We start from the raw sequence: 22999 nt of genomic DNA on the forward strand, positions 1-22999 counted from the left end.
TATCAAATTTACACATGAGCTGGTTGGATAAGATCAATTACTTGATCTTTGCCTGTATAAGCTGTATAAAGAGCGCCCTTCGATTTATCCCTGGGGCACAAAATACATGGCCTAAGGGAAAATTAAGCTCGAGCGAAGTTATTGGAGATATATAGACATGTCTAAAGTATGTCAAGTTACAGGTAAGCGTCCAGCGGTTGGTAATCACCGTTCACACGCGAGAAACGCGACTAGACGTCGTTTCCTACCTAACCTACAAACACACCGTTTTTGGGTTGAAAGTGAAAAACGTTTTGTAACATTACGCACTACTACTAAAGGTATGCGTATTATCGATAAAAAAGGCATCGACACGGTTCTAACAGAAATCCGTGGTCGCGGCGTAAAAGTTTAAGGACCTGAGTCATGCGTGATAAGATCCGTTTAGTTTCTACAGCTGGTACTGGTTTTTTCTACACTACCGACAAGAACAAGCGTAACATGCCGGAAAAAATGGAAATCAAAAAGTTTGATCCAAAAATCCGTAAACATGTTCTTTTCAAAGAAGCTAAAATCAAGTAATTTTAGTTTTTTATGAATATTAAAAACCCAGCTTAGGCTGGGTTTTTTGTTTTAGACTAGCCGTCAGTTAAGAGCAGCTAGGAGCACTAAGCTGTAAGTTTTAAGCTGAACGGCGTTAAAATTGGCTACGTAGGTTGTGGTTGAGCAGCGCGAAACCCAACGAAAAAATACCCTCTCTGTCTGCATCAAAAAACTGCATTATGGAAGTTTTTACTCCTTCGGTTTATTTGTATAAATGGCTTACAGCCAACAAAAAACCGTTGCTATTTACATAACAACGGTTTTTAGAATTTACAGCTTACAGCTTACAGCTTACAGCTTACAGCTTACAGCTTACAGCTTACAGCTTACAGCTTACAGCTTACAGCTTACAGCTTACAGCTTAGCAAACTCATCTTGTAATGGTGGCACTACTTGTTTTTTACGACTCAGTACGCCGTCTAACCATACTTTACCGTCTTTAGGTGTTTCACCGTAAGCGCGTTCTACTATGCCCGCATCATCAGATACGATTAGCATTTGTGAACCTTCTTTCATGATGTCAGTAAGCAGTAAAAATACCGAGTGGCGTCCGCCTTCTTCTTTCAGCTTGGCAATATCAGCTTCTAGGTCTGCTTTAATATCATCAAATACAGCAAGGTCAATAACTTCTAGTTGGCCAATACCCACTAGTTGGCCGTTCATATTAAAGTCTTTAAAGTCACGCATTACTAAATCACGTGCAGGGGTGTTTTCAACCGCTGATTTAACACGGAACATATCCATGCCTAGTTCTTTAAAGTCTTCAATACCGGCGATTTCAGCAAGTGCTTCAACACATTTAATATCAGCAGTGGTGCAGGTTGGCGATTTAAAAATAACCGTGTCACTTAAAATGGCACATAACATGATGCCTGCAATGTCTTTTGGAATGTCAACATTGTAAAAGTCATACATCATTTTAATGATGGTGTTCGAACAACCAACTGGGCGGATCCAACATTCAAGTGGTGTTGAGCTAGTTAGGTCACCTAGTTTATGGTGATCAACAACACCAACTACGCGGGCTAGATCAATATCATCAGGTGCTTGCGTTTTTTCAGTATGATCAACGATGTAAACGTCTTCACCAGCATAGCTTAATTTTAGCTCTGGTGCTTCAAAGCCAAATTTATCAAGGATAAATTGTGTTTCAGGTGAAATATCACCAAGACGAGTTGGAATTGCAGGCTCATCGATTTGGTTTTTTAAATAAGCAAGTGCAATTGCACCACAAATAGAATCAGAATCTGGGATTTTATGACCCACTACATACATTGACATTGACGGAGCTCCTTAAAATTTGTCGATATTCTAACAAAGTAATTGTGCTTTGACACATCCCCATTGGTGAATTTTTATAATATACCCAAACAACCTCATTGTTCACAATTTAGCATGTTGTAGGGGGCTAATATCAAGCGCTAGTTAGCACCAAACATATTCGTTTTTAAGAAGGATTGACTATTATTTGCAATCAATATTTTGCTAAAGCGCTTTTAGTACTTGGGTTAACTGAAGCAAGTATTTTGAAGTTACTTGTTTATGGTAAGCAGAGAAAATTCGACTGCCCTTTTTTAATCTTTTTGGTTACACTTTAACGACTTGAATTTACATAGAAGAGTGCCCTAATGCAGCTCAGCCGCAAAGCGTGGAATAATGTTCTTATATTTTCTATGTTATTGATGATCTTTTTTTTTAATGGCCTTCATAAAAAGCTTAATAGTGTTCCTGTTGAATCAGGGATACAAACACTCTTGCCTGCGCAAAGCTTTATTTTAGCGCTGGAGTTTCCTGATCAAAAAATAGAGCGTATCGGGACTGCGTGGCGCAGTCAGGCTTTATTTAAAAATGCGCCAGAGAGTCAATGGCAATCAACTCAGAGCAATATTGTACAATTGATTAATAAATGGCAAGGAAGTGAGTTACCGCTTGCGCCTGCCTCTACGTCATTAAAGAGTAATGTTCCGCTCAGTGTTGCTACGATATGGCTTGCTGGTGAGCAGTTACCTTGGTTGTATCAATTATACAAAGCGCCGCAGGGGTATTATTTATTAGATAAAAGTACACAACGTGTAATGTTACTAGATAGCGTGACAGCGCGGGGGTTGTTCGTGAGCTTTAATTTTCCAATTAGTGAGTCTAAATAGTATGCCTGAATTACCAGAGGTTGAGGTTAGTCGGATGGGGATCACTCCTCATATTTTGCAGCAAACAGTCACTAAAGTGAATATTCACAATCCGAATATGCGCTGGCCTGTACCTGATGATGTTTATCAGATTACTAACTTATCTGTGATCGCGGTTGAGCGCAGGGCAAAGTACTTACTGCTGATATGTGAACTCGGCAGCGTGATTTTGCATTTAGGCATGTCGGGTAACTTACGGGTTGTAGATAAAAATGAGCCACTAAAAAAGCATGATCATATTGAATTTATCTTTGGTAATGACAAGGCGCTGCGATTAAATGATCCGCGCCGATTTGGTTGTTGTTTGTGGCAAGCACCAGACACGGTTCATAAACTACTGTCTAAACTTGGTCCTGAACCGTTAACTGATGAGTTCACTGCAAAACGAGTCTATGAATACTCTCGCAATAAAAAAGTGCCCGTTAAGCAGTTCATTATGGATAATGCTGTGGTCGTTGGGGTTGGTAATATTTATGCAAACGAATCATTGTTTAAAGCGGGTATCCACCCCAAACGTGAAGCGGGTAAAGTATCGTTAGCACGTTATCAGCAATTGATCCCAATTATTAAAGAGACTCTCGCAGCTGCAATTACCCAAGGCGGTACGACATTAAAAGACTTTGCTCAAAGTGATGGTAAGCCGGGTTATTTTGCACAACAATTACTTGTCTATGGCCGCAAAGGTGAGCCATGCATGAAATGCGAAAAAGAGCTTACTGAGATTCGATTAGGGCAACGTAGCACCGTTTATTGCAGCAACTGCCAAAAATAAGGTGTAAAAAAAACCGATGTTTAGGCATCGGTTTTAATTGTGTATTTACAGTTTATAGCTCAAATGGTGCAACGCCTACGGCTTTAATTTTATAGCCTACTTGGGCAATATCACCACTCCATCCTTCTGTGCTAATAATACCCGTAACCACAATTGCATCGTACAAGCTTTCGATAGGTACGCCGCCTTTAATCGTTACATGGACAATTTGATTTGGTGGCGGTGGTGGCACGTGGATACAGGCACCAAAATAGGGTACTAATAAAAATTCGGTGATCATTTCGCTGTCGCCCTCTAGTGGTACAACAAAGCCCGGTAAGCTAACCGATTGACCATTAAGCTCTTTTACAACAGGGGCATCAAGATCTGGTTGGATCCAGTTTTGTTCACTTCCTTCATGACTTGCTTGATCTTGAGTGTCTATTTGTACATGGCCTTTAGGGATCAAATCTTCCCAAAAAATCTCTTTTGGTGCATTCGCGTGACCATTGAAACTGTAGCAAAAACTAAAAATAACTAAGCACAGTAGCGTGAACTTTCGAAAATACTGCATGGTGTTCCTCTTAAATTTTAATGCTCATGCCATCTGACAATGAGTAAAAATAGGCGCGGGTTGCTGGGATCAAACCAACGATAAAGCCGGCCGCCATAATAGCGCCTATCAACATGAGTTCATAGCTAGAAAGCATGGCTATAGTAATTGTAATACCTGCATGCGCTTGTAAGTAACCAGCAGCAAGAGACATTAATATGTAAAATAAGCCGCACCCAAGTAGGCACCCTAAAAATGTTGTTAATAACGATTCCATGCTGATCAGCGTAAATAAATGCCAAGGACGCGCGCCTACAGAGCGTAGAATTGCTAATTCACGGCGACGCTGATTGAGACTCGCTAATAGGGTTGTTAGCATGCCAAGTAAACTCACAAGTACCACTACCATCGAAAATAGTAATAAGATTTTTTCTATAATTGTGAGCATTTCCCATAACTCACGTAAGGTAACGCCAGGCATGATTGCCAGTAATGCCTCGGCTTTAAATTGGTTTATGTTACGCCTTACTTGCAAAGTATATAGCGGGGAATCAAAGCCAATTAAAAAAGCGGTAATTTGTTTTGGCTCACCAATCAGATCACTATGCTGCTCATGCTCATGCTCATGCTCATGCTCATGCTCATGCTCAGCGTGGCCGCCAGTGCCACCATGAATTAACTCAATGGCAGCTAATGGGATGTGTAATGTTTTATCAACCGGCGTGCCAGTGGCGTTTAAAATTCCAACCACTGTAAATGGGTTATCATCATGGTGATGAAAACTGGTATTACCCATACCGTGGGAGATAATAATGCTGTCGCCCAGTTTGTACCCTAATTTTTGCGCAACTTGTGCGCCAAGAACAACTTCGTTTAGATGATTAAAAGCGTGGCCGTCGCGAAAGCTCAGTGGTTGCTTTTTAGCAAACTTATAATGTTTAAAATAGTCGGCAGATGTACCAAGCACTGCTTGGCCTTTATGGCTATCACCCAGTGACATTGGAATCGTCCATTTCACGCCGCGTTGGTGTTTAATGTATTCATAGCTTGACCAGCTAACGCTATTATTTGCGTGACCAATACGAAACACAGACGAAAGTAACAGTTGTATATCACCTGTACGGGCACCAACGATTAAGTCAGTCCCCGAAATGGTATTACTAAAACTGGTTTTTGCGTCTACCCGTACACGTTCAATACTTAGTAACAGCATTACACTAATTGCGATAGTGAATAAGGTTAAAAATGCACTGGCGCGGCGATTGTATAAACTACGAAGAGCAAGCTTTATTAAAATCATTAAATTTGCTCCTGCAATGCGACTAAATCAATACTACGATTAAACAGTGGCTGTAAGCTTTCATCGTGACTAACAAATACTAAGGTGCTGTTAACGGCTTGAGCTTGCGCAAAAAGCAGCGCAATAAATGATTGGCGATTATTGGTATCTAAAGCTGAGGTTGGCTCGTCGGCAATAATGAGTTCAGGAGCGCCAATAAATGCACGGGCAGCGGCAACACGCTGTTGTTGACCAATACTTAAATTAGCAACATTTTGCTGGTGGAATTGGTTATCTAGCCCCAATGCATTTAAAAGCCTTGCAGCTTCAAGTGGGAGGGAAGGACTACAGGTTAATGCCTTTTGCTGGCGTTGTTTTGAAAATTGGCACCCAAGAGTGACATTATCAATAGGTGACAAATAAGGCAGCAAGTTAAAATTTTGAAAAATATAGCCAATATGATCGGCCCTAAATGCATCACGTTTACTATTACTGAGCTTATTAAGCTCACAACCAAAAATACTCAGCTTACCAGTTGTTGGTCGGTTTATACCCGCTAACAACGATAATAGCGTTGATTTACCGCAACCACTGGGGCCATGTAAAAAAATATGTTCGCCTTTGGCTATTTGAAGGCGTGGGATGGCCAAGGTGGGCTTGCTTTGCTGTGGTTGCCATTGAAAGCTTAATTCTTCTATATCAATCATTATTATTCAATTACTGCTGAATTTTGATGTTATCTTATAACGTAGAGAATAAAATTCAAACTAAACTGCGTTAAATCGCATTGCGCTTTAATTGTGATTTTAGGCGGTCTCGATTATCATTAGCTCCTTATAACCCCAATACCATACACGTGCTCTTTAAGAGCATGCCATATACTCGGAGATAGCATGACTAGCTATAAAGTTTTAGACGTAAACGATGATTTACCAGTGCGTACCAAAGGTCCTGTCCACAGTGGTAAAGTTCGTTCAGTTTATTGGTTAACAGACGAAGATAGCGCGCGTTTGATCAGTGAAAAAGGCTACCAAGTGCCAAAAGGTACTGAGCTGGCTATTATGATTATTTCTGATCGTATCTCTGCATTCGATTGTATTTGGCAAGGTGAAAATGGTTTAAATGGTGTGCCTGGTAAAGGCATTGCTTTGAACAGTGTTGCCTCTCATTGGTTTAAATTATTTGATAAGGCTGGTCTGGCAGGAAATCATATTGTTGATATTCCGCACCCATATATTTGGATAGTACGCAAAGCGAGCACTGTAAAAGTGGAAGCCATTGCTCGTCAATATATTACTGGCAGCATGTGGCGCGATTACAGTAAAGGTGTGCGTAACTTTTGTGGTTTAGAGTTACCAGAAGGGCTTGTTGCAAATCAAAAGCTTGATGAGGTATTAATTACACCTTCAACAAAAGGTATTATTACTGGTGTTACCGACATACCTGAAGTCGATGACGTGAACATCACACGTGAAAATATTATTAACAACCTTGGTGTGTTTAACTTTAAATCGCCAGAAGATGTAGCCAAATATGAAAAGCTATTAGTTGAAGGCTTTAGCTTAATCAGTGACGAATTAGCAAAACTGGACCAAATTTTTGTCGATACAAAATTTGAGTTTGGTTATGTTGAAGATTTAAATGGCACAAATAAGCTTATATATATTGATGAAGTGGGCACGCCAGATTCGTCACGTATTTGGGATGAAGCAGCGTACCGTGATGGTAAAATTGTAGAAAACTCGAAAGAAGGTTTCCGTCAATTATTAATCAACAATGTTCCAGATAGCGATGTGCTACTTAATAAAGACCGCATGCCGGAGCGCGAACAACTAGCGAAAGATTATGTGTTACCAGAATCAGTTATGTTAGCTGTATCTGACACGTATGTTGGTATTGCAAGTAAAATTGTAGGTCACGATATAACTATTCCTGCCGATCCTCGCGCTGAAGTCATTGCGATACTGGATGAGCAATACGGACTGGTTTCCCATTCTTAGTCATTAGTTTTCAAGTTAACAGAATCAAAAGCCCAAAATTTAGCTATAATTTATAGTGATTGGGCTTTTATTCTTGCATTTAGGGCCTGTCTTTAATTAACTTAGGTTAAAACGAACTCAAGGTATATATTAGTGATGATAAAACAAGGAATCGCCAAATGACATGGCAACTAGTAATCACTAAATACATATTAGGTGTTGCCGGGCTTATATTTGCGAATAACGTATTTGCAGCTAACCTAACACTTAATTTTGTTGATCAGTATGGCGCTCCTCTGAGCAATACAGTGGTTGAGCATGTAAATGCAAACAGCGTTACGATACAAGATAATTTATCTATTCTTGAAATGGATCAAGTGGATAAGCAATTTTCACCGGTTTTATTAATTGCCCAACAAGGTCAACAAGTTAATTTTCCTAATAGCGATAATATTCGCCATCATGTTTATTCATTTTCACCAACAAAGCCCTTTCAATTAAAGCTTTATTCAGGACAACCTGAAAAGCCAATTACATTTGATAATGAAGGTATTGTTGTTTTAGGCTGTAATATCCATGATTCAATGGTTGGGTATATCTATGTGTCAAAAAATAAGCATGTTTACCAAAGTGACGAACAAGGTCGTATCGAACTTAAAAATGTGACATTACCTGTTCAATTAAGCGCATGGAATCCTTTACAAAAAGCGACGCTTGAAGAGAAAAAAATTATTTCATTAGCGATAAACACACCGAATAATATACAACTTAGCTTGCAAACAGCAGATCCTGCACCGCGTAACACGTTTGGTAATAAGTTTAAGGGTCGCAATGACTAATAGCTTAAAAAATCGCATCATTATTTTATGTGTTGGCTTGGTGCTGCTAACAACAATGGTTAGCCTATTTAGTTTTTGGTGGTCAACCAGCGAATTTAATGAAAAAAAGGTCACACAGGATATTAATGTCGCTGAAAATGTTTATAAGCAATACTTAAGCGCTAAACAAAGCTTATTGCTCACCGCAGCAAAAGTATTGACCTCTGATTTTGGTTTTAAACAAGCGGTAGCCACTCGCGATGCTGATACTATTAGTAGTGTATTATATAACCACAGCCAGCGTATTAATGCAGATTTAATGCTACTACTTGATTTATCGGGTAAGTTAATTTCATCAAATACCCCGCAGCAGAATTTTAGCAATGATTTAGTACAGTTAATGAGTGAGTTATTAAACAACTCAGAACAGTCTAATTTTGTTGTATTAAATAATGAGCTTTACCAAGTGATTTTACTACCCGTTAAGGCGCCGCGCACCGTAGCATATAGCTTGGTGGGTTTTAAAATTGATGAAAGTGTTGTGCTGGAGCTTAAAAACTTAACCGGTTTAGATGTTAGTTTTATTGCCAAAGGAGATGATTTAGTACGAAGCTCCTTATTAGAGCGACCAGTTCCATTTATACCAACAGAGTACTTCCATAAAAAAACCACCTCACGTATTTTTGGCGAGCAGCTTGTATATCGCAATCGCGATCTTTCTCTACCGTCACTTAACCAGCATTCAGTGAATGTGATGCTCAGTGCTGATCTAACACAAAGCTACAGTGAATTTGAGCGACTATTTTTTACATTAATGTTTCTGGCCGCAATTACGATAGTAATAGGTATTTTCACCAGTAGCCTACTTGCAAAAAATTTGACTATGCCGTTATCGCAGTTAGCCAGTTTAGCGCGTCAATTTGCGCGTGGTAATTATAGCGTTGATGCGATGAGTAAAAAGCAAAGTAGTGAAATTTCAACACTCATTGATGCATTTAAAAACATGGGTAACGATATTCAAGAGCGTGAGCAGCAAATTAGTTTTGCAGCTAAACATGATACCCTTACAGGCTTTTATAATCGTTCAGCAATGCTAGAAGTACTCAATGAGCAGTTAAATAAAGATCGAGAATATACACTGGTGGCTATCGATATCCGCGGCTTGCGTCATATCAACGATAAGTTAGGACCACGCATTGGCGATGATTGCTTAAAAGCAGTTGCAGGTCGTATAGCCGAGTTTTCTGATGAGTTTGGTGGCTTGCATGCACGTATTGGTGGTGATGAGTTTTTAACTGTATTTCCAAGTGATGGTAGCCAGAACTTTAAAAATGACATTGTAGGTTTAATGGCGCAGTTACAGGCTTGCTACACCATTCAGAAATTAAAAATTAACCTGCGTTTTAGTACCGGAGTTGTGCAATATCCTGCTCAAGGCCTAAAAGCGGATGACTTAATTCGTCGCGTATTAATCGCTGTTGATAACGGTGAGAATGCCCATGAGAGTATTCATTATTATCAAGCGGGTGAAGATGAGGAGCATCTAGAGCGCTTAGTAATGATTGATGAGCTTAAGCAGGCTATCGCAGATGACGACGGCCAATTATTTATGACTTACCAGCCTAAATTAAATATTGCTTCACAAAAAATTGATAAAGTTGAATCTTTGATCCGTTGGCAGCAAAAAGATGGCCGTTGGATTTCGCCGGAGCTATTTATTGATTTAGCTGAGCAGTCAGGTTTGATAGTTGAGCTGACCGAGTGGGTTATAAAAACGGTGATTAAGCAGGTTGAACAATGGCAGAAAAATGGCATTTATATGCAAGCTGCAATTAACGTTTCAGCGCAAGATATTGCATACCCTGGATTTCATTCTAATTTAGTGAGCACATTAAAAAATTATTCGGTCGCGCCTGCCTTGATCACAATAGAGCTGACTGAGCGCGATATGATCGAAAATGAAGAGAAAGGCATTCAAGCGCTTGAAAATCTTAAAGCAATAGGGGTGAAAATTTCACTCGATGATTATGGTGTAGGACAGACATCGCTGGGGCGCTTGAAAATGTTACCTATCGACGAGCTTAAACTGGATAAGTGCTTTATTTTAAAACTTGATGAATCAGAAAAAGATCAATTTATTGTAGAATCCACGATCACGCTTGGCCACCAGTTAGGGTTTTCAGTTGTTGCAGAAGGGGTGGAAACTGCAGGGTCACTTGAGTTGTTAAAAAGTATGAAATGCGATCATGTGCAAGGGTATTATTTGAGCCGACCTTTAAAAGCGGATGTTTTTGAACAATGGTTAAAAGAGTTTAACAATGAGCATGCTTAAGTTTTTTTTGGGATTTATTGCTTGTTTATTACCATTTAGTAACTTTGCAGGGCAAGGGAAATTATTAGCAACGCCTGGCGTATCGCAAGTTGAAGGTAGCGCGGGTGGAGGTTTAGTCCCTTGGGCGCAATTAGCAGGTTATGCAACAGACGATGAGTTTGCAATCAATGGATTTTGCAGTCGCGCAGACGTAAGTGATTATACCCTTGATGTTTGTGGTGCGCAGATCAATTTGTTTAATCGTGTTGAATTCAGTTATGCAGAGCAACACTTTGATGTGCCAGCATTAAACACAAAAATAGAGCAGTCAATCACCGGTGCTAAAATCCGTTTATACGGCGATATAGTGTATAGCCAATGGCCACAATTAAGTTTAGGCGTGCAACATAAATCACTACGCGATGGCGCCGTAGCAACACTTGTCGGCGCAGAAAAAACAAGCGGTACAGACATTTACCTTGCAGCAAGTAAGCTTCATTTAGGCGCTTTGGCGGGCTACAACTGGTTTTGGAATATGACTACGCGCTACAGTGAAGCGAATCAGTTGGGGTTGCTTGGCTATGGTGGCGCTAATAGTCGTCAAAAATTATTATTTGAAGGCAGTACGGCTATCTTCTTAAGCCGTGATATTGCAGTAGGTATTGAATATCGCCAAAAATCAAACAATTTAGGTTTGGGTGAAGAAGATTGGCGTGATGTATTTGTCGCTTGGATGCCTAATAAGTATGTCAGCGTTACGGCTGCTTGGCTCGACTTGGGCAGTATAGCTGGCGCAGATGATCAAACGGGTTGGTATTTATCAGTAACAGGGTATTGGTAATGAAAAGCACACTAATAATAGTCGCGTTATTGCTGATGCTGGGGGGCTGTAAATCCACTGGTGGTCCAACGTTGTATCAGCAGCTAGATGGTAAAGCAGGAATTGAAAGGTTAATTGATAGCTTTATTAATCAGATTGCGCGCGATGAGAAAATAATTCACTATTTTGAAGATGCAAACATCACGCATTTTCGTGATGGGTTTATTAACCACTTGTGCGCTTTAACTGACGGGCCTTGTGAGTACATCGGCGATGACATGGTCGCGATTCATACTGGTATGAATATTAATGAGACTGACTTCAATCATGTTGTTGAGTTACTTATTAATGCGATGAATGAACTGAATATCAATCATACAGTGCAAAATAAAGTGTTAGCAAAAATGGCTCCATTACGAGCTGAGATTATTGAAATTTAAACAGTGCTTTATCGATTGCTGTTAGTTTAGGTTATCAAAAGAGTTTTAAAGTGAAAAATATGTCGGAAAGTAAAAAGAATAGAGAAAATAAAGCGCCAATCAGTGTTTTCATCGTCACATTGAATGAAGCTGAACATATTGAAAATACACTTAAAAGTGTCAGCGAATGTGCTGAAGTTATTGTTATTGATTCAGGCAGTACTGATGGCACGGTTGAAATAGCTACAGAGCTAGGTGCAAAGGTAATTTACCATCCATGGGAGGGTTATGCGAAGCAAAAGCAAATAGCGATGGAACATTGTAGCTTTGACTGGGTTTTGAATTTAGATGGTGATGAAGAACTAACGCCTTCTGCATTACAGGTCTTATGTAATGCTATGGAGGAAGATAAATATACCGCAGTGCGTTTAAAACGTATTGATCGCTTTATTAATAAGTTTCCAACTGGTTGGGTTAAAAAGCCAAATAATGTCAGGTTCTACAAAAAAAGTGATGCATGTTTTAACGCCAAAAAATTGGTTCATGAAAGTGCCACTGTAGAAGGTAAAGAGCTTTATGCTAAAGAGTATTTTTTACATTATGGTTATAACGATATCGACACCTTAACAGCCAAAAATAATACTTACTCAAGCTTAAGAGCAAAAGAAAAAATTATACAAGGTAAGCGCTATTCTATTTTGAAATTATTGCTTGTTTTTCCTATTACATTTATTAAAGAGTATATATTCTGTCGATTTTTTCTGTTTGGTAATCGAGGGTTTATAAAATCAATGATGACCGCTCATTATGCTTTTTTGAAAGAAGCAAAGTTATATGAACAAAATAAAAAGCAAAAAAAATAAACCTATTTTTGGTTTGTTTGTATTTTTAGCATTATTACCCGCTGATATTGTCAGTAAATATTGTAGGCAGCAACATATAAAGTATGAAAAATTTAGTAACCGCCACGTGGTTAAATGAACATCTAACCGACCCTAAACTCGTTATTTTTGATGCAGGAATGGTGCGTCCTGGTTTACCTGGGCAATATCAGCCTCACGCTAAGCTACCCAATGCTTTGCGCTTTGATTTTAAAAAGCAGTTAGCGGATTTATCCAGCGGCTTATCGCATACTATGTGTAGCCCTGAGCAGTTTACCGAGCAAATGCAATTGCTGGGTGTTGATAATGATTCACTTGTTGTTATTTATGAAGATGGCGGGCTATTTAGTGCCGCGCGTGGCTGGTGGATGTTTAAAGCAATGGGCTTTGACAACGTTAAGGTTCTCAGTGGCGGTTTAGCTAAGTGGCAATCACTCGGTTACCTCACTCAAGTTGAATACAGCCAAAATCACCACAAGGGTAATTTTAAAGCAAGAGCGCGTGTAGGGTACTTTATCGATACAGCAGCCGTGTTTAATGGTATTGATGACGATGATGTACTTTTGCTTGATGCACGAAGCTATAAGCGTTTCACTGGCGAAATGGCAGAGCCTCGTGAAGGTATGCGCAGTGGGCATATTCCTAATAGTTGTTCATTACCGTTTGCAGCATTGCTCAATGACGGGGAAGCTAAGCCACTGACACAAATAAAAGCGGCGTTTGAGGCGGTAATAGATGGCCAAAGTATCTTACAGTTTAGTTGTGGGTCGGGCGTAACAGCGTGCATATTGGCATTGTTTGCTGATGAATGTGGCTACGAAAACTTACATGTATACGACGGTTCATGGAGTGAGTGGGGCGGCCGTGATGAGTTGCCTATCGAAACCGGCTCTAGCCCAGCACGTTAAAGTGCAAACCCGTAGTGTTGCCAGTAATCAATGGCTTTGTTATTGAGAGGCTGGCGTACTTGTACTTTACTTGCCGTTGCTGACGGGCTGTGTTGTTTGTAAAAATCTAAACATTGTTCTTGCCACGTTAAATCACAAAATGCATAAACCCGCTGTGTGCTTGCAATCGGATTAGTTACGAGTTCTTCGTACTTTATAGTGATTACATTATCAGGGTATTTATTTGTAAAGTGCTCAATCAAATCACCGCAGTCTTCATAAAAGTTCTTTATATTATTTAAGTTATAGCTGTAGTGATGAAAGGGACTCGCTGGATTATAAAGTTGGCGAAAATTAGCAATACAGCTGTCTTTTTTCCCGCGTTGCATACAAATAATTTTAGCACTAGGAAAGGCTGCTAAAATTAAATCAATATAATAAAAATTGAATGGCTGTTTATCGCAGCTACGTAGCTGTGGATCCACTAGTTGCGTAATACGCTGTTGATATTGAGCCAATTGTGTTGTTAGTTCGCTATTTTTATACACGGCATTGATTACGCTACTATTTAACAGCTGAGTATTATTGCCTTGGCAAAGCTGGGCAATGTCATTGAGTTCACCCACCCCTTGTACGTGTGCTGACTGGTTTATTATTTTCTCCATCAAAGTAGTGCCGGAGCGCGGCATACCCACAATAAACAATGGTGCAAAATTGTTGTGATTTATTTGCGGCCTATGATCGTCACTTAAAGCGATAAGCTGCCTACAAAATTCACGATGGGCTTGTGCGTTATATTTAACATTTTGATAGATAAGTTTTTTACTTGTATTAAAGTGAGTAAAGGCCTGCTTATAATCAGTGCAATGTTCATAATTAAGTGCAATTGCGTGGTGCAAAAATTGCTGCTGTATCGGGGTTTTAGCGTACTCGGTTAAACCTAAAAGCAGTTGTAAATGCTGCTTAGCCTGTTGGTTATCGTTAAGTTCGGCCAGTGAATAGTGAGCCTGAAAATGCTGCGGGTGTTGTTTTATAAGTGAATGCAGTAGCTGTACTGCATCATTAAATTGCCCCATTATTTTATACGCTACAGCTAAGTTATAGCTCATCTGTGGATTTGTAGGAGCATGTTGATGAGCCTGCAGTTGCCATTCTAACGCGAGTTGATAGTGCCCTAAACGAGTTAGTACATTGGCAATTAAATCGCACTCAATAGCATTAAACTGTGTGTGCTTTACTGCTTTATTAATCGCTTGTTGCGCATCTAACAGCTTGCCACTGAGTACCGCTAATTTTGCCAAGTGAGCAAAGTATAATGGCATTGGATCAATGCTAATCGCTTTATTGAGTAGTTTATGTGCCTTGCTATTATCGTTTGCAGCAATGTTTATTTGCGCGAGTAAAAAATAACTAAAGAGATCATTCGGTGTGTTGTTAATATTACTGACCAGTAATAAATGCGCGTCGTTAAGCTTGCCATGATTAATAGCGTGCTCAATTTGTTGTTGTAGGTTTTTTTGAACGGATGTTAATTGCATAGTAATAAGCATAAAAGCCTTGGCGTAAAACACCAAGGCTTTTTTAGTTTACAAAGAGCTGTTATTACAGTTCAAAGTTATACGTAAACTTCATACCAATAGTACGAGGAGTTGTGGTGTAGTGACCATACACACGTTGTAATTTAGGCAGTTCTTTGTTTAGCTCTTCATACTTAGCCATGCCAGCCCATGATTTATCACGGCGTACCGAGGTAAACGCGTACTTATCGAATAAGTTATCAACATAGAGAGTGGCTGACCACATATCACCGGTTAACTTGGCTGATAAGTTATTCAGTGCATAACCTGAAAGTGTTTCGCCATAAGCTTTTAAGCCGACTTTAGTGATCACATCACTTTGCGCGGTCATACCGTAGTTAATGCTTAGCAATTTATCATCGAGTACATCTTGCTCGTAACGTAGGCCAAATGAAAACTGATGCTCAGGCGCGCCTGGTAAACGGTCGCCATCAGAGCCATCGTAATATGTTTGATACTGTGCGTATTCATCGTCCAGTACACCTAATAACCCAGGAGCATCTTCAGTTAACTGTGCCTTTGCATAAGCATAAGCATAAGTGGCGTAGGCAGTCCAGTTATCAGCAATCATTGCGCGAGATGAAATTTCCACGCCCTTTGAGTTAGCTGTAGCTGCATTTGAGGTGATTAGCTCTTGACCATTTACGGTTGCAGTACCTACTTGTGCGTCTTTCCAGTCAACGTTAAATAGCGCCGCATTAAAGTGTAAGCGATTTTTAAACCAGCTTGATTTAAAACCTAGCTCATAGTTTACTGTGGTATCGGGTTCATAACCAATTTCATTTGGAAGAGCACAGACTATTTGCTGTTCAGGTAATATATCTGGGCAAGGTGCTAGACCGTTGCCACCGCCAATTCTAAAGCCTTCACTTACGGTAAAATAGGCAAGTACACCAGAATTAAATGTGTAATTAGCATTAAATTTAAATAAGTTACCGTTATCACTGGCGCTCGTATTCACCATTGTAAGTTGATCTAATGATGAAAAATCACCTGAGTACAACGGTGTTGCTGAGCCAGATGTTGTTGATACATCATACTCGTAAAAACGCGCGCCAAGTGTCACGTTAAATTGCTCGGTAAAGGCATACCCTACCTCACCAAATAAAGCTTGTTCAGTGATCTCAGAGTCACTGACTAAAATATACTCGAGATCTTGTTGCAGATTAGGAATATCATCGCCCCAAAACTCAGTTAAACCGGGTGTGTATTCGCGATCGTCTGAGTGAGTTTCAAGTTTGTTGTAATAACCACCGACAATCCAGTTAAAAGCGCTATCAGAGTTAGACACTAAACGAATTTCTTGAGTGAAACTATCACGTTTTGACGTATCCAAAGTTTGCGCTACAAACGCAGGGAAATCAGCATAACCACTCCAAATATCGTAAAGCAAATCAGTTTGGTCACGTTGCCCAGATTGCTCATAGCTTGACCAGCCTGATGCCGACACAAGTTCAGCAAAGCCTAAATCAGCTTTGATCTCTAAACTTAATAAATCGTTTTCTTCTTCACCTGGCTCAAGAATACGCGCGGCATTTTCATATTGACCAATCATACCGTGTAATGGGTTGGTATCGCTTAGTGAATTATATTGCGATGTTGAATTGCCACCGTTTTCTTGCTTTTGATAAAAGTAGTTAAGCGTAGCCTCAACCGCTTCATTAGCTTGCCAACGCAGTGATACACGACCAGTAGTGATTTGCTCATCATTTACGTCACTAACACGGCGTAAGTTGGCGTTTACATCTTGCTGATTGGTAAAATCTGGATTTGGGTTTGATACACCGGGGTTTTGCACCACGTAGTTATAATCGATATAACCTGGGTTAGTGTAATGATTTACACTGGCGCGAATAGCCAACACATCCTCAATTAAAGGCGTATTGAATACCAAGCCAAACTCACCGCCCGTACCGTCACTTTCATTTAATGCAAATATATCACCGGTTACTTGGCCTTCTGTAATATCAAGCTCAGGCTGCTTTAATAAGTAACGAATAGCGCCACCTAATGTACCAGCACCATACAAAGTGCCTTGCGGGCCAATAAGTACTTCAACACGATCAACATCAGTTAAACGTAAATCAATATTAAGTGGAATTTCGCCCACATAAGTAGCAACAGTACCGCCGTCAGAAATACGATCAGAGGTATTGGTATTTAAGCCGCGGACAATAATCGGTGAGCCTTCACGCCCGCCTTGATCAGAAATAGTTAAACCGGGCACCCAACGCGCTATATCTTCAAGATCACCAATGTTTTGATCTTTGATCACATCGCCATCAAGAGCGGTAATATTAAGGGGGGCTTCTTGCACTGAACCCGCACGACGAGTTGCAGTTACTTGAATAGTTTCGATTGCTTTATCTGCTTGAATTGCTGATTCAGCGGCTGATAGTGGTTGGCTATTAAATAAAATGGCAGAAACGGCAGAGGCAAGTAATGCAGGTCTAAAGGCAGTCATGTTCATTTTCCGAATAAGTTACAGTATATTTATGCTTAAAAAGTAGCCTAAACCACTTTGTAAGGCGCAATTAAGTAAATTATTAGTGAATTTATATCCAATTGTAATGTATTTTTATTCTGATAGTCATGCGTTATTTGCAATATTATTTAAATTATTTGAATAACTATTTACTGTTTTCGGTACGGACAATTTTTACAGTTGTTTTTGCAGCAGTTGCCGCGCTTTAAAAAAAACCAACGACTGAATACCATATAGCCGTTTTGCATCTCATAATCGAGGCGTTCAATTAAATTAGCATTACTTTGAAAGGGCTTAGCAAAAGCGACTTGTTCTTTAAGGGGGCGCTGATACAGCGTGTTTAAAAATGTATTAATTTTTTCCAAAGTACACACTTGGCATAAACAGCTGGTGGTTGTGCTATCAAGCGGTAAAATAGCAGGCAGCTCATTGCACCAACAGGCATTGATATTATCAACATTGCAGGTGAGAGTAGCTTGGCATTGCGAACAGGCTAAAGTAGTCATTCAATATTCATTTAAGCTTTAATAATTATCATCTATAGAATAACAGATAAACACATATGAACAGAGCACAAGCCTTAGCAGAATTTACCACCTTTGGTAAACACAAAGACGAAGCCATCGGCATTATTGTTTCATCACTAGCAGATGATCAAAGCCCAGCCTACATATTAACGCTCGAAGCTGTACTCGATGTGCTCACTCGATGCCTTGCCGGCGAGATAGATTTAGACGATATTGAGCTGTGGGCCAATGTTATTGAATCAAGAACCGACATAGACCACAGCGCTGTCGAAGGCGCAATTTATGCCCTAAGCAACAGCGAACAAATGGGTGATCTCGATAATAGTAAAATTGAGAGATTGGTTGAGTTGTTGAAAATTTAGCCGTTAGCCGTTAGCCGTCAGTTTAGAGATAAAATATAAACCGTGCTTGACTTAACAAGCATGGTTTATATTTTTGAGCTTACAGCTTACAGCTTACAGCTTACAGCTTACAGCTATTACTTATGATATCCCAAGCAGGTTTCTACTTCGTTTTTAGAACCTAAAATAACGGCTACACGCTGGTGAATGGCGTCTGGTTGAATATCCATGATGCGCTCAGTGCCTGTTGATGCAATGCCGCCAGCTTGTTCGATAAGCATGGCCATTGGGTTTGCTTCATAAAGTAAGCGTAGTTTATTTGGTTTGTTTGGATCCTTAGTGTCGGTAGGATAAGTAAATAATCCACCACGACATAAAACACGATGCACATCACCTACCATGGCTGCAATCCAACGCATGTTGAAGTTACGAGCGCGTGGGCCTGTTTCGCCAGCCATTAAGTCATCAATGTAACTTTGCATAGCTGGTTGCCAATGGCGTTGGTTTGATGCGTTAATAGCGTATTCGTTAGTGTCTTCAGGTACTTGGGCAAAATCTTGAGTAAGTAAAAATGTGCCGTGCGTTTTATCAAGGGTGAAAAAACGTGTACCTTTACCGGTTGTTAGCGCAAGAGTAGTGCATGGGCCATATAAAACATAACCCGCCGCAACTTGATTTTTACCCGGCTGCATAAAGATGCTCTGATCTGCTGCATCTGAACCTTCAGGTGCTTTCATGATAGAGAAGATAGTACCGACTAATGAGTTGATATCGGTATTTGATGAGCCGTCAAGCGGGTCGAATGCGACGATATATTCAGCGTCAGGGTTACCCGCAACGGTGTAATCTTCTTCTTCAGAGGCAATCGCTTTTACGTAGCCTGATTCCAGTAATATGTCTTTGAGGAGCTGGTTGGTTACTACATCAAGTTTTTTTTGTGTTTCGCCTTGAATGTTTTCATCAAGTGTTGAACCGAGTACGCCTGAAAGTGCACCTTGGCCAACACGAAAAGAAATTTCTTTACATGCAGCTAAAATGGTTCGGATCAAAGAAATTAATTCTCTTGGGCAACCGTCTTCAAGTAAAACCGGTGGAAGTCTACGCATTCTATTTTCCTGATAACGTTATGGGCTGTAATAATCTTTTTATGTGAGAGCGACTATGACAGCAAGCGCTGAATTTCGTCTTAAATAACTGTATTTTAGATGTAACATCCTATACTGGAAGTACCCATACAATCTTAAAACGCGAATAACAAAGATAAGATTATGCAAAAAATACCATTGATACGTTACATACTCTTTACTGTGTTGCTAACTATGATAACCCAAGCGCACGCAGCAATTAAGTCTATAAATGATTTTACTGAACAAATGAATCATTTTCCGGGCTATTTCTCTTTTTACTACGATAATGAAAACGGTAAAATTTACTTAAAAGTAGATAAACTGAAACAGCAATTTTTACTACAACAAAGTTTACCTTACGGTGTTGGCTCTAACGATATTGGCCTGGACCGAGGCCAACTTGGCAATACACATTTAGTGCAGTTTGAGCGCTTTGGCGACAAAGTGATGCTCAGAGCAATCAATACTTATTATCGTGCAAATACCACAAATAAAGCTGAACAAAAAAGTATAAAAGAAGCGTTTGCATCAAGTATTTTAGCGGGTTTTAAAGTTGTTGCACAAAACCCACAAGCCGTATTGATTACACTCCTTATTTATTGAGTGATGTACATGGTGTAAGCCGAACACTCGCTGCGCGTAAACAAGGTAACTTTAGTTTAGACGAAAATCGCAGTGCTGTGCTTGTTGAACGTTCAAAAGCGTTTGTTAAAAACACTGAGCTTGAGGCTGTACTCACTTTTAAAGGCTCTCAACCGGGGGAATTTATTCGTCAAGTAAGTGCCGACCCTTATGCATTAACTGTGCATATGCATCATTCATTAATTCAATTACCTGATGATAATTACACACCGCGTAAATTTCACCCTCAATCGGGGTATTGGAGTATTGAACACAAAGACTATGCAGCGCCTTTGAGCGAGTCAATGCTGGTACGGTATATACCGCGTCATCGTCTTAGTAAAAAAGATCCCTCATTACCGATAAGCGATCCTGTTGAGCCGATTACTTATTATTTAGATCCAGGTGTTCCTGAGCCAGTAAAAACCGCTTTATTAGACGGTGCTAAGTGGTGGGATGATGCGTTTGCTCAAGCAGGTTATAAAAATGCTTTTATTGTAAAAGTGTTACCAGATGATGCGGATCCGATGGATATTCGCTACAACGTTATTCAATGGGTACATCGTGCTACACGCGGATGGTCTTATGGAAGCTCCGTAATTGATCCTCGCACCGGGGAAATTTTAAAAGGCCATGTAACGCTTGGCTCGTTACGCGTTCGCCAAGATATATTAATAGCAGAAGCCTTAGCTGCGCCTTACTTAGAGGGTAACGAAGTTGCTAAAACCCTACAAGCAATGGCTTTAGATCGTATTCGCCAGCTTAGCGCTCATGAAATTGGTCATACCCTTGGTATAGCCCATAACTTTTCAGCATCAGTGGCCGATCGCGCATCAGTGATGGATTACCCACACCCATTATTAAGCTTTACAGATAAAGGTGAACTTGATGTTAGTCGTGGTTATGCACATGGTATGGGGCAGTGGGACACGCAAGTTATAAAATATGGTTACAGTGATTTCACTAATCTTGATGAAGACGCTGAACTTGCTGCTATTTTGGCTGATAATAAAGCCAAGGGGCTTGAGTTTATCTCTGATACCGATGCACGTGCAAAAGGCGGTGCTCACCCAACAGCACACCTTTGGGATAATGGGGCATCGCCAAGTGATGAGTTAACGCGTGTACTGGCTGTGCGAAAACTTGCTTTGGCTAATTTTGGTATTAAAAATATTAAAACGGGCGTGTCGATTTCACAGTTAGAAGAAATGTTAGTGCCACTTTATTTATTTCATCGTTATCAAGTTGAGTCTGCGGTTAAATTAATTGCAGGTGTTGATTATGACTATGAAGTACGGGGTGATACCGCGATAAAAGGTGCGCAAGTTGTTGAAAAACGAACTCAGCAGCTTGCTCTAACAGCTATCTTTGAAACATTACATGCAGATAATTTAGTGTTGCCTGAGTCTATTTTAGCGCTGATCCCACCAAAGGCGTATGGTGAGTCTAAAAATCGAGAAAGCATTGTAGGTCGCACGGGGTTAACGCTTGATGCCATGGCACTTCCTGAAGTGGCGGCGCAACATAGCTTATCTTTATTGCTTAATAGCCAGCGTTTAAACCGTTTGGCGCAACAACAAGTGCGCAGTGATGCATTTTTTAGTCTGGATGAATTACTTGCAAAAGTGTATCAGCAAGTGTTTTTAATTCAGAGTAAAAAAGGCATGGCAGGTAAAATTGACCAGCGAGTACAACTTCTTACTGCCAAACAGTTCGCTGACTTAGTGGCCAGTGATAAAGTAGCGCCAGAAGTGCAAGCTCAGCTGCGTTATTACTTAGTAAAATTGAATAAAGTCTACCAGCAGGATTCACTACTAAGCAGTGCCAGTGTAGGCGATAGTGCGTTTAAACAGTATTTAGCTGATCAAATAAGTCAATTTTTAAAAACAGGGCAATGGCCTGAAAACTTTAAAGCATTACCAATTCCACCGGGTTCACCTATTTAAATGTAGGCGCGGGTTTATCCCGCGCACTTGAGGCACCCATGCGCGATGTAAAATCGCGCCTACCATTTTTCTTGCATAAAACTGGTTTTTTGTTAACCTAGCCACCTTCCATTTTTAGTCTTTTTGAGGTGTTTATGGCGTTTTTATCTCGGTCGATATTGGCGTTATCTATAGCACTTTCAAGTCTGCATCTTTCTGCCCAAGCTCAGTGTGAAGTTGAATTAGGTCATGGTTTAATCATCACCGACGATATTATTCGTATTGTTGATAAAGGCCAAACACGCGTCCAAATTAATAATGATAATCAATTGTTTATCCGTGGTTATTGGATTGACTTAAGTAATGAGGAAAGTTTGGTTTTAGCCCAGTTTAGTGCCGGTATTCGCGATACTGTGCCAGAGTTAGTTGAGCTGGCTACTGATGGTGTTAATCTGGGTTTAAGTGCGATTGAGCAGGTTGTTGAAGGTATGTCTGATAAAGAACCTGAAGTACTAAAAACACAACTGCAGTACGTAGAGCGTGCATTAATGGATAAATTTAAACGCGGTGATGACTTCTTTTTCATCGCGCCGCAATCATTATCTAAAATTGATGATTTTTTTACCGAAGAGATCAGTAAAAAAATTCACTCAGCGGTACATGGCTCATTAGGTGCAATTTTGGTTTCACTTGGTGATGCGTTTAAGTCACGTGAAGGTAATATTGAAGATCGAATCAACGACATGGGTTTACGTATGGATATTATTTCGAAAGAAATTGATAAATCATTACAAAAAAAAGCTCACCAATTAGAGCTTAAAGCCTCAGAATATTGTGAGTGTTTAAATTCGTTAGATATAACAGAATCGCGCTTACAAACGATTGTGCCAGATCTTGCCGATTTTGATTTAGTGCAAATAAAATCGTAAT

21 protein-coding genes and 1 pseudogene are annotated in these 22999 nt (G+C 40.0%); 14 read left to right on the plus strand and 8 right to left on the minus strand.

The annotated features are described in order from the left end of the window. Positions 1–157: 157 nt before the first annotated feature. Both rpmB and rpmG read left to right on the plus strand, forming a co-directional pair. Positions 158–394, plus strand: coding sequence for a 50S ribosomal protein L28 (gene rpmB, locus A7967_RS14665; protein WP_054203012.1), 237 nt, complete (start codon positions 158–160; stop codon positions 392–394). A gap of 11 nt (positions 395–405) precedes the next feature. Further along, positions 406–561, plus strand: coding sequence for a 50S ribosomal protein L33 (rpmG, locus tag A7967_RS14670; RefSeq protein ID WP_004335545.1), 156 nt, complete (start codon positions 406–408; stop codon positions 559–561). A gap of 375 nt (positions 562–936) precedes the next feature. On the opposite strand, the gene A7967_RS14675 is transcribed toward rpmG, so the two are convergent. Next, complete coding sequence (locus tag A7967_RS14675) at positions 937–1863, minus strand: manganese-dependent inorganic pyrophosphatase (RefSeq protein WP_054203014.1); 927 nt, start codon at positions 1861–1863, stop codon at positions 937–939. 347 nt (positions 1864–2210) lie between these two features. Between A7967_RS14675 and A7967_RS14680 the strand changes: the two genes are divergently transcribed. Both A7967_RS14680 and mutM read left to right on the plus strand, forming a co-directional pair. Continuing rightward, on the plus strand, positions 2211–2729 hold the full coding sequence (locus A7967_RS14680; RefSeq protein WP_054203015.1) for a hypothetical protein: 519 nt from the start codon (positions 2211–2213) through the stop codon (positions 2727–2729). 1 nt (position 2730) lies between these two features. Further along, entirely contained in the window at positions 2731–3540 is an 810-nt protein-coding gene (gene mutM / locus A7967_RS14685) for a bifunctional DNA-formamidopyrimidine glycosylase/DNA-(apurinic or apyrimidinic site) lyase (protein WP_054203016.1), read from the plus strand. 52 nt (positions 3541–3592) lie between these two features. On the opposite strand, the gene A7967_RS14690 is transcribed toward mutM, so the two are convergent. From A7967_RS14690 to A7967_RS14700, 3 genes are read right to left on the minus strand one after another with little or no spacing between them, the layout of a single operon-like run. Further along, positions 3593–4093 carry a DUF3299 domain-containing protein gene (locus A7967_RS14690; protein ID WP_054203017.1) on the minus strand — a complete coding sequence of 167 codons (501 nt, stop codon included), beginning with the start codon at positions 4091–4093 and terminating at the stop codon, positions 3593–3595. Between the two features lie 10 nt (positions 4094–4103). After that, positions 4104–5372 (minus strand): ABC transporter permease, encoded by a 1269-nt coding sequence (locus tag A7967_RS14695; protein ID WP_064435820.1) that lies wholly within the window; start codon positions 5370–5372, stop codon positions 4104–4106. After that, positions 5372–6058 carry an ABC transporter ATP-binding protein gene (locus tag A7967_RS14700; protein WP_054203019.1) on the minus strand — a complete coding sequence of 229 codons (687 nt, stop codon included), beginning with the start codon at positions 6056–6058 and terminating at the stop codon, positions 5372–5374. Before A7967_RS14700 ends, A7967_RS14695 begins: the two co-directional genes overlap by 1 nt. Before the next feature lie 186 nt (positions 6059–6244). Here A7967_RS14700 and A7967_RS14705 point away from each other — a divergent pair, with 186 nt between their 5' ends. The 7 genes from A7967_RS14705 (at position 6245) to A7967_RS14735 (ending at position 13487) form a co-directional block, all read left to right on the plus strand. Continuing rightward, positions 6245–7351 (plus strand): phosphoribosylaminoimidazolesuccinocarboxamide synthase, encoded by a 1107-nt coding sequence (locus A7967_RS14705; RefSeq protein ID WP_054203020.1) that lies wholly within the window; start codon positions 6245–6247, stop codon positions 7349–7351. Between the two features lie 158 nt (positions 7352–7509). Then, positions 7510–8169 (plus strand): methylamine utilization protein, encoded by a 660-nt coding sequence (locus A7967_RS14710; protein ID WP_054203021.1) that lies wholly within the window; start codon positions 7510–7512, stop codon positions 8167–8169. Further along, entirely contained in the window at positions 8162–10480 is a 2319-nt protein-coding gene (locus tag A7967_RS14715) for a bifunctional diguanylate cyclase/phosphodiesterase (RefSeq protein ID WP_054203022.1), read from the plus strand. The genes A7967_RS14710 and A7967_RS14715 overlap by 8 nt, the downstream gene beginning before the upstream one ends. Further along, entirely contained in the window at positions 10473–11300 is an 828-nt protein-coding gene (locus tag A7967_RS14720) for a DUF3034 family protein (RefSeq protein ID WP_099458990.1), read from the plus strand. Before A7967_RS14715 ends, A7967_RS14720 begins: the two co-directional genes overlap by 8 nt. Then, the gene (locus tag A7967_RS14725) at positions 11300–11719 is read left to right on the plus strand and encodes a group I truncated hemoglobin (protein WP_054203024.1); all 420 of its coding nucleotides are present in this window, start codon (positions 11300–11302) and stop codon (positions 11717–11719) included. Before A7967_RS14720 ends, A7967_RS14725 begins: the two co-directional genes overlap by 1 nt. A gap of 59 nt (positions 11720–11778) precedes the next feature. Beyond that, on the plus strand, positions 11779–12561 hold the full coding sequence (locus A7967_RS14730) for a glycosyltransferase family 2 protein (protein ID WP_064435821.1): 783 nt from the start codon (positions 11779–11781) through the stop codon (positions 12559–12561). Positions 12562–12644: 83 nt separating this feature from the next. Continuing rightward, entirely contained in the window at positions 12645–13487 is an 843-nt protein-coding gene (locus tag A7967_RS14735) for a sulfurtransferase (protein WP_054203026.1), read from the plus strand. On the opposite strand, the gene A7967_RS14740 is transcribed toward A7967_RS14735, so the two are convergent. The 3 genes from A7967_RS14740 to A7967_RS14750 form a co-directional block, all read right to left on the minus strand. Continuing rightward, the gene (locus A7967_RS14740) at positions 13484–15016 is read right to left on the minus strand and encodes a tetratricopeptide repeat-containing sulfotransferase family protein (RefSeq protein WP_054203027.1); all 1533 of its coding nucleotides are present in this window, start codon (positions 15014–15016) and stop codon (positions 13484–13486) included. The genes A7967_RS14735 and A7967_RS14740 overlap by 4 nt on opposite strands. A 52-nt stretch (positions 15017–15068) precedes the next feature. Continuing rightward, positions 15069–17507, minus strand: coding sequence for a TonB-dependent receptor (locus tag A7967_RS14745; protein ID WP_054203028.1), 2439 nt, complete (start codon positions 17505–17507; stop codon positions 15069–15071). 170 nt (positions 17508–17677) lie between these two features. Further along, the gene (locus A7967_RS14750) at positions 17678–18034 is read right to left on the minus strand and encodes a DUF5522 domain-containing protein (RefSeq protein ID WP_054203029.1); all 357 of its coding nucleotides are present in this window, start codon (positions 18032–18034) and stop codon (positions 17678–17680) included. Between the two features lie 56 nt (positions 18035–18090). On the opposite strand from A7967_RS14750, the gene A7967_RS14755 reads away from it, so the two are divergent. Continuing rightward, positions 18091–18417: a hypothetical protein gene (locus tag A7967_RS14755; protein WP_054203030.1), complete on the plus strand. Its 327-nt coding sequence runs from the start codon at positions 18091–18093 to the stop codon at positions 18415–18417. A 116-nt stretch (positions 18418–18533) separates the two neighbouring features. On the opposite strand, the gene A7967_RS14760 is transcribed toward A7967_RS14755, so the two are convergent. After that, a complete protein-coding gene (locus tag A7967_RS14760) occupies positions 18534–19502 on the minus strand; it encodes a class 1 fructose-bisphosphatase (RefSeq protein WP_054203031.1) in 969 nt (322 codons plus the stop codon). Between the two features lie 162 nt (positions 19503–19664). Between A7967_RS14760 and A7967_RS14765 the strand changes: the two are divergent. Then, positions 19665–22090 (plus strand): annotated as a pseudogene (locus A7967_RS14765) (zinc-dependent metalloprotease). A 134-nt stretch (positions 22091–22224) separates the two neighbouring features. Beyond that, positions 22225–22998, plus strand: a complete 774-nt coding sequence (locus tag A7967_RS14770; protein ID WP_054203033.1) for a YggN family protein — start codon at positions 22225–22227, stop codon at positions 22996–22998. Position 22999 lies beyond the last annotated feature (1 nt).

The sequence above is a fragment of the Pseudoalteromonas neustonica genome (assembly GCF_001653135.1).
Classification (GTDB): Bacteria; Pseudomonadota; Gammaproteobacteria; order Enterobacterales; family Alteromonadaceae; genus Pseudoalteromonas; species Pseudoalteromonas neustonica.